Consider the following 8,801-nt stretch of genomic DNA (forward strand, 5'->3'; position numbering starts at 1 on the left):
ATTTGGATTTTTATAATTTTATATTAAAAATGCTATTTAGTACTCATCATATTTGTCGCCAAATGCAAAACTAAGAGAAAAACGTAATGTGTTCTCTAAAGGATTTCTAACTCTAGAAGCAGAAAACAAATAAGAAACGTCAATTTTTATTACGTTATAAGTAAAACCAGTTCCAAGCGAAAAAAATCGTCGTGCGCCTTTTAGCGGACTTTCATTAAAATACCCCAAACGAAACGCAAAAGAATCTTGATACATATATTCAGCACCTACTGAATAGGTAAATTCTTTTAATTCTTCACTCAAACCATCTGGAGCATCTCCAAAAGATTTAAAGATACCTTCTGTCCAGCCTGTATTATTGTATTCAAATAGATTTCGTGAGTTAGCAAGTCTAGCCACTTCCTCTTCAGCAGGATCTATTTCTCCACTTTCGTTTGTGTCAATTGGTGTTATTCTACCAGGAGGAGTAGGTACCAATAACTTATTAAATTCCAGATTTAATCCCACTTTGTTGTAGTCGTCTAAAATAAAATCAAATCCCCCACCTATTTTCATGTTTGACGGTAAAAAGTTTGAACCGAAAGTAGAATCTTGAGTTTGGTCGTAGTTGATTTTTGGGCCCATATTTTGAAAATTGAAACCAAATCGCCATCTTCCATCAAAATCAGTAAAAGCAGTTTGTTCAGATTGATAAAATCCGGAAACATCAACGGCAAATGTATTTGCACCAATAGAACTTTGTCCTTCAGAGGGTATTGCTAAGTTTGACCGAATAAAACGCCCGCCAACCGACATCGAGAAACGTTCGCTAAGTTTTAATGCATAAGATAAATCTATCGCAAATTCTGATGGTTTTACTATGTTAGGAACTTCGCCTTCTTCTCCAGTTTGTCTAAGTTCAATTTCTCCTAAACTAAAAAATCGAATGCTCGATGCAAAAGCACTTTGTTCATTAATTTTATTAAAATAGGTAAGTTGGCTTAATGATATATCATTTACCAACTCTACTAAGTAAGGCGTATAACTTACCGAAAATCCTTGTTTGTCTAATGAAAAAGCATATTTTGCAGGATTCCATTGTTGGGAATACACATCGGCAGAAGTGGCAACTCCATTGTCAGCCATACCTGCTGCGCGCGCATCACCAGCAACTAATAAAAAAGGAACTCCAGTAGTGATTACTCTTTCCTGTGCTTTTGAAAATGGGATTATCAATAAACAGATTAGAACTGTTGCAATTTTTTTCATTCTTAATTTTTAAAAAGTTTACAAATATAGTATTAAATTAAAGTATGACAAGTTTTTCAAATTTTTCTGTTTTAGAATTTGTCAGTGTTGATTTTACCGTTAGTTTATAGACATAAGTACCTTTCCCGATTTTATCGCCAAAGTCATCTTTACCATCCCATGTAATTTCTCTTGAAAGAAACCCGTCACTAGTTATTGTTTGATTTTTTGTCCATACTATTTTTCCAGTAATGGTCATAATTTGTACCTGAACTTCCAATGGTTCGAAAGGGCGGTTGTGAGTAAACCAAAATTGGGTATAATTTACAAACGGGTTGGGATAATTTAAAACATTTGTTAGCGTAATGGATTCATCTCCAACAACAATAAACTGAATTTCTGAAGTTACAGGATTGTTATAAACATCCCAGGCCTTAAAAGTTATAGTATGCAAACCTTTAGCCAGATTTCTAAAAGGAAATTTCAGCTTCCCTTTCTTGTAATCGTCTAATTCAGTTTCGTAATAATCGTTCAGTTTAATTGGGTTATTTTCATCTCCATCTAAAATGGCAATAATATCGTGACCTATACCACTAGCTGTATTTATACCGTTTTCATCTTCAAGAAAAGCTAAAAATAGTGGAGATTCATTGGTAATTCCTCCAGATATAAAAGTTTGATCATTCATAAACAACCTAACGGTAGGGTTTGTCTTGTCAGCGACTGCATTTTGATTTACACCACCAATTCTAATAGAAGTATCAAAACCAGTTTTGTCTAATAGTATTTCGTCTCTTTTTCCGTAAAAACTTATTCTGCCGTTATTTACTGGAATCGATATGTCTCTTGGTACTACAAAACCAAACTCGAATTGACCGTTTGTAATCGTAGCATTTCCTCTAAAAATAGTTTCTCCTAATGTATTAAAATTTATCGCAGGGCTATTATTGTCATTATCAAGAGTTGTTCTAATGATGTTTTTATCAAAAATCTGCACTGATAATTCTCCATTGTAACTTGACAATGGATTGTTGTTTTCATCTGTAACCTCTCCAGCAAGTTTTACAAAGGCTAATGATTTAAAATCATCAACGGGTCCTGAAATTGGCAAGTCATTTACCTTAGTAAGATTTATTTTAGGCTGGGGAATATCTAGTTTTAATGCTGGATCTCCTAGATAAAAAACTACGTCTGTTCTTGGTCCAAAATTATTTTTAGCCAATCTAAGTGACTCTGCTATCGAAGTATATTCATTTGAACCATAAGAAAAGAGGTAACGTGCCAAAACATCATTAAAGTTTTCTCCTGTGGTTTGTCCAATTTCACGAATTGTGGTAATCATTGATATGGCACCGCCTTTAGGGTTCCAATAGGTATATTCTCCAGCTGTTGGTCTAAAAGGATTGTCAAATCTCGAAAAATCGCAGGTTATGGTTATAAATAATGGATATTTATAGCGGTTGCTTAAATTTTGGCCGTCCGATTTTTCCCAAATTCGTTCTTGTGAAAGGCCGTCTTCACCACCATGTCCGAGATAATTAAAAACCAATGCCCCTTTTTCAAAAGCATTAAATAGTTCCTGACGTGCTTTAGGATACCTAGATCCGCCAGCTGACGTTTCTTGAACATATGAGTCTAACAATATTTTATTTAGATTAAAAAACGGCTTTTCTGAGACAATTTTGTCAGCCATATTATTAATTCTTGATTGTAAACTTTTATCACTCGTTTTATCTGAATCATCAGATACAACTACTAAATTATTTCTCCAATTTCCATACGATTTAATGTCATGGTATTCAATAACTTTATTCACTAACTCATCGGCTTGTAAAGTAGTATTTGCAATCATTCGCCCTACCGCAATATCTAAACCGCCTTCTGAAATATCTATGTTGCCTTCATTTTCATCCATCATCCCAAAAAAATCATCAGATGCAAATGATGATTCTCCTGTTGTAAAGCTACTTAGCGCATGATATATAGGCACAATGTTACCGTTTATAGAAACACGATTCTTAAAATCATAGGATGCGTCGCCAAAAAGATTTAGATATTGTATTCTTTTTTCAGGGGAAGAAGCATTAAAATAAACATATTTAATAAAATTTCTAATCGCACCAATGTCTTGTTTTCCTGAGGAAAATTCGGGATAAATGGTTTCTAAATTAACTACTTTAACATTTAAATTGGAATATTTTCTATGGAAATTAGCTAGTTTTTCTACCTGATTTGTTAAAAATCTTGGGCAAATTATAATATAATCAATATCTTGAAATTTACCTTGAGCATCATTAAATATAGTTCCTTTTAAATTTTGATTCGCAACAGCAGTTTGTGAGTCCTTTAATGGAGTATATAAATCATTTAAATCTACTGCCAAGTATTTTCTGGTTTCCCCAAGATTAGCTTTAAAAGTAAATAAAGTCTGATTAGAATTTTCAATTTTTGTTACATTATAAATATCGGTAATATCCCAAACTTGTTGAATGGTAGAAGCATCAGCTATTTGATACTCTCCTATTCCAAGAGCCGAACTGGCTAAATCGTATTGAAAATGAAACTGTTTCCCATAGCCTTTCAAGTTTCGATTTGATTTTAAAAAAATGTAATCAAGATAGCCTTTAGAATCTGGCACACCTTTGTTATCATATTTTAATGAAATAGTAATTTTTTCTGAAGCAGATATTGTTGTATTTATATCTGATAAATCAGCTTCAGCAGACCCTCCAATTTGAGAGAAAGAAATAGTTCCAGCAATTTGATTGTTCGCTTTTACTTCGAAAGAGGTGCTTGATGGAGATATCGCCGCGCCAATTACTGACATTCTAACAGGTGATGTTGTTACTATATTTGGAATATTGAACTCGAAATCTTGTTCGTTGTCTATACTAAATTGTTCTCCTAACCATCTTCTCCCAAGTCTAACTATATTTACCTTATCAGTTTCATAATATTGGTAATCATCAAAAGTATTTATAACAAGGTCCCTGTTTTCGGTGGGTTGAATTGTATTAGGAACTCTTTTCCCGTCCAATCCTTGCGTATTTATGTAATAATAGGATTTGTTATCATATAAATTGTTTGTAGTTTGGCTTTCATTATTCCATTTATCAACTCCTTCTGCATAAAATAAAATATAATCGTTGTCGTTGAAAACACCATCGCTTTCTCCTACGACTTGTATAGCATTTTCTATTAAATCATCAGGATAATAATCACTATTTTTAAGCGGTATCATTCGACCGCCATTTCCATAAATTTTAATTTTTTTTGGATCAATACCTTCAGTGCTTATACCAATTTGTTTTAAAAAACTTTTGTTGATATAATAAGCACCTGATTTTATAACATAAAAACGATGCCATACTCCAGTTGAAAGTACTGAGTTTGATACGCCATTAAAATTAGTTCTTATATTATTTTTTATTCTAGAATTAGAATTAGCTGTTTTTGTGCCATAAGTAAATGACTTGACTTTTTTAAACCCATTTGCGTCTTTAATAATAGGCGAAAGTGTCAGTATTGCAAAATAGTTATTTCTAGCTTTGAGGTTTTTGATTGAGGCATTAATGCTATTGGGGATTACTTTAAGGTTCAAATCACCTAATTCAACATCCGAAATACTTTCATAAACTACATTTGTAATTTGAAGATTGTTTTCATCAATTTCAGAGGGTTGATTGAGTTTAATCTTAAAAAAAAGTTGTTTTTTAAAACTGTCAAATTCAAAATTATCAGGATTGAATTGTGGAATATTTAACTCATAACTGCCAAAAGAAACTTTAGTTTTTTCGGTCCAATTAATAGTCATGTCTCCATTTTGTTGACTTGAGCAAACAAAAGAGTATAAAATAAGTGAAAGGGATATTATTTTTCTCATCATGATGAATAACGCTAGAAAAGCTAAAATATTACGAAGTGTAAAAATAATTTATTTAATATGAATTTTGTAATATTTGTTTTATTTTTGCGTTGTATGAGAAAGTAAATTTTTAACTCGATACATTTTTATTATTATTTCACAATAAGATGTTGCAATTTAATTTGAAATTCATATATTGCGCCTCGAAATTTATTACCTACGAAAAGTATGAAAGTAAACAAAATTATGACTGTTAAATTATTACTATCTCTAGTAATTGTTTTAGGTTTCGCTACTAGTTGTAGTAAGAAATCCAGTACGAAGAACGCTTCAACCGCTACTGGTTGGAAAATTAACGACAAAAAAGGAGGTTTCCAATTTGCTTCTAATTTTAAAAAGCAAGCAACCGGACCTGGATTGGTTATGGTAGAAGGGGGAACTTTTACAATGGGTAAAGTACAAGACGATGTAATGCATGATTGGAATAATTCTCCAAATCAACAACACGTTCAATCATTTTATATGGATGAAACAGAAGTTACAAACGTTATGTACATGGAATATCTTGATTGGTTAAAGAGAGTTTTTCCGCCTGAACAAGAAAATTATAAAAACATATATGAGGGAGCTTCTCCCGATACTCTAGTTTGGAGAAACCGATTGGGTTATAACGAAACTATGACTAATAATTATTTAAGACATCCTGCCTATGCAAATTACCCAGTAGTTGGAGTAAATTGGATTCAAGCAGTTGAGTTTAGTAAATGGAGAACAGATCGTGTAAACGAAAGTACTCTTGAAACACAAGGCTATTTAAAAAAAGACGCAAAAGTTCTTGATGTGAAAGCTGAAGCTGTTTTTAGTACAGAAACTTATTTGAATGCTCCTACCAAAGCTTTTGGAGGAGATGAGAAAATTGTATTAAAAGGACCAAGAAATTCAAAATCTAAACCTGTTAAAACTAAAGGTACCAAGGATAATCCTTCAACTGAAACTGCTGCGAAAAATGTTTATGCACAAAGATCATCAGGACTTATTCTTCCTGAGTATAGATTGCCAACAGAGGCTGAGTGGGAATATGCTGCTGCTGCCGATGTAGGACAGAGAGAATATAACATCTATAAAGGCCAAAAGAAATACCCTTGGTCTGGAAGTTATACAAGATCAGGCAAAAGACAAGTAAGAGGTGACCAATTGGCAAACTTTAAACAAGGAAAAGGAGATTACGGCGGAATTGCTGGATGGTCTGACGATGGAGCAGATATTACAAATACTGTAAAGTCATATCCTCCTAATGATTTTGGGTTGTATGATATGGCTGGAAACGTAGCAGAATGGGTTGCCGATGTTTATAGACCGATAGTTGATGATGAAGCTAGTGATTTCAATTATTTTAGAGGTAATGTTTACACCAAAAATAAAATCGGAGACGACGGTAAAGTAGAATTAGTAACAGGTGAAAGTCAAAAATTTGATACTTTGTCAAACGGTAGAATCATGGCAAGAAATTTCCCTGGTCAAATAGCTCAAGTACCTGTAGATGAAAAGGAAACTTATTTGAGACAAAACTTTGACAAAAGTGATGAAAGAAACTATAGAGATGGGGATAAACAATCTACTAGATACTTTGATTTTGGTTCGTCTGAAGAAGAAGATGCTAAATCTAAGGATAAACATAAAATGTACGATTCTCCTCAGCATAATGTAACTGTTGATAGTTTAGGTAAAATGATTAGAAAATATGATAAATCTAACAAGAGAACTACACTTATAAACGATGATGTTAGAGTATACAAAGGAGGTTCTTGGAGAGATAGAGCATATTGGTTAGATCCAGCTCAAAGAAGATATTTTCCTCAAGATATGGCAACTGACTACATTGGTTTTAGATGCGCAATGTCTAGAGTTGGTCCTAAGGCTGATAAAAAGAAACGAGCAAGAAATTAATTGCTAACATATAAATAGTATAAAAGCCCTTTCATTAGGGCTTTTATTTTTTTAAAATTATTTTGATGAATATTGAATCCATTCATAATCTATTCTTGAAATGCAGTTCCATTTCAATAGATACAAGAAAGATTACACCTAATTCTCTTTTTGTAGCCATAAAAGGAGATCGATTTGATGCTAACACTTTTGCAAAAGAAGCTTTAGAAAAAAATGCCGCTTATGTGATAATCGACAATCCGAATTTTTATATAAATGAAAGAACAATATTAGTTGAAGATAGTTTAACGACTTTGCAAGAACTAGCTAAATTTCATCGTAATTATTTAAAACTTCCTATAATGGCCTTAACAGGAAGTAATGGTAAAACAACAACCAAAGAATTGATTAATTGTGTTCTCTCTAAAAAATACAATACCAAAGCAACCATTGGAAATTTAAATAATCATATCGGAGTTCCTTTAACATTACTTTCATTTGATAGTAAAACAGAAATTGGAATTGTTGAAATGGGAGCCAATCATCAAAAAGAGATTGCCTTTTTATGTGAAATTGCTCAGCCTGATTTTGGTTACATCACTAATTTTGGAAAAGCACATTTAGAAGGTTTTGGTGGAATAGAAGGAGTCATTAAAGGAAAAAGTGAAATGTATTCATACCTTTTACAGCATAATAAAACCGTTTTTATAAATCTAGATGATTCAATTCAGGTTGACAAAACAAAAAATTTGAAAACCTTTTCTTTTGGATTTAATAAAGCAGAAGCCGATGTCACTATTTTAGATATAAAGGCTAATCCATTTGTAGTAATCACTTTTTCAAATATAAGTATTCAAACGCACCTTATAGGTTTATATAATGCCAATAATATTAATGCTGCAATTACTATTGGAAAATATTTTAATGTCCCCGAAAATCTTATCAAATCAGCAATTGAGAGTTATATTCCAGAAAATAATAGATCTCAATTGATTTATAAAAATACAAATGAGATAATTCTAGATGCTTATAATGCAAATCCAAGTAGTATGGCTGTTGCAATTTCTAACTTTATTCAGTTGGAAAGAGAAAACAAGATTGTGATTTTAGGTGATATGTTTGAACTTGGTACTGAAAGTAGTCTTGAACACAAGGCCGTAGTGAACTCTCTTTTAAATGAAATTCAAATAACTTGTTATTTCATTGGTAAGGACTTTTATTCTCTTAAAATTGAGAAAAGCAATTTTCATTTTTATGATACTTTTGATTCTTTTTCAAATGATTTTAAACACATTAATTTACAGGATACTATAATTCTGATAAAGGGTTCTAGAGGAATGGCTTTAGAAAGAGTTTTAGAATTGATATAAAAAAAAACTCCATAATTTCTTAAGGAGTTTTCTGCGGGTGATGAGGGGTTATAACCCCGACCAATTCTGAAAAAATCAATAATTTGAATATCAAATATTTGAAACATTTTCAAGCTCAAAATCTTTAATTTTTCTCTTATGAATCCTCATTTATCATTTCTAACAAATCGAGATTAACAAAATTATTATTAAATTTTTCCTTAATTTCAATCCATAAATCTGTACTCACTAAAACTCTATTGTTAGGTAAATTTGTTGTTTTTTTAATGCTGTTTTAAATTGTTTTAATCCAAATCATCATAAAACAGACTGACTGCTTTTATTATATCATTTAATCTTTGAAAACACCGTAAAAGGTATTTTTGTAAAATTCATATCTAGTAATTGATTTTACCAAATTCCCTTCCAAGTCA

4 protein-coding genes are annotated in these 8,801 nt (G+C 31.8%); 2 read left to right on the forward strand and 2 right to left on the reverse strand.

Features of this window, described 5'->3' with window-relative positions; translation table 11 throughout:
* Positions 1–36: 36 nt before the first annotated feature.
* Entirely contained in the window at positions 37–1,248 is a 1,212-nt protein-coding gene (gene porV / locus ACFQ0S_RS00145) for a type IX secretion system outer membrane channel protein PorV (RefSeq protein ID WP_379755165.1), read from the reverse strand.
* A gap of 37 nt (positions 1,249–1,285) precedes the next feature.
* Positions 1,286–5,113: a type IX secretion system sortase PorU gene (gene porU, locus ACFQ0S_RS00150; protein WP_449267400.1), complete on the reverse strand. Its 3,828-nt coding sequence runs from the start codon at positions 5,111–5,113 to the stop codon at positions 1,286–1,288.
* A gap of 207 nt (positions 5,114–5,320) precedes the next feature.
* Here porU and gldJ point away from each other — a divergent pair, with 207 nt between their 5' ends.
* Together gldJ and ACFQ0S_RS00160 are read left to right on the forward strand one after the other, a co-directional pair.
* Entirely contained in the window at positions 5,321–7,039 is a 1,719-nt protein-coding gene (gene gldJ, locus ACFQ0S_RS00155) for a gliding motility lipoprotein GldJ (RefSeq protein WP_379755171.1), read from the forward strand.
* 65 nt (positions 7,040–7,104) lie between these two features.
* On the forward strand, positions 7,105–8,388 hold the full coding sequence (locus tag ACFQ0S_RS00160) for a UDP-N-acetylmuramoyl-tripeptide--D-alanyl-D-alanine ligase (RefSeq protein WP_379755174.1): 1,284 nt from the start codon (positions 7,105–7,107) through the stop codon (positions 8,386–8,388).
* Positions 8,389–8,801: the final 413 nt, after the last annotated feature.

Source organism: Flavobacterium myungsuense, assembly GCF_042677265.1.
Taxonomy (GTDB): domain Bacteria; phylum Bacteroidota; class Bacteroidia; order Flavobacteriales; family Flavobacteriaceae; genus Flavobacterium; species Flavobacterium myungsuense.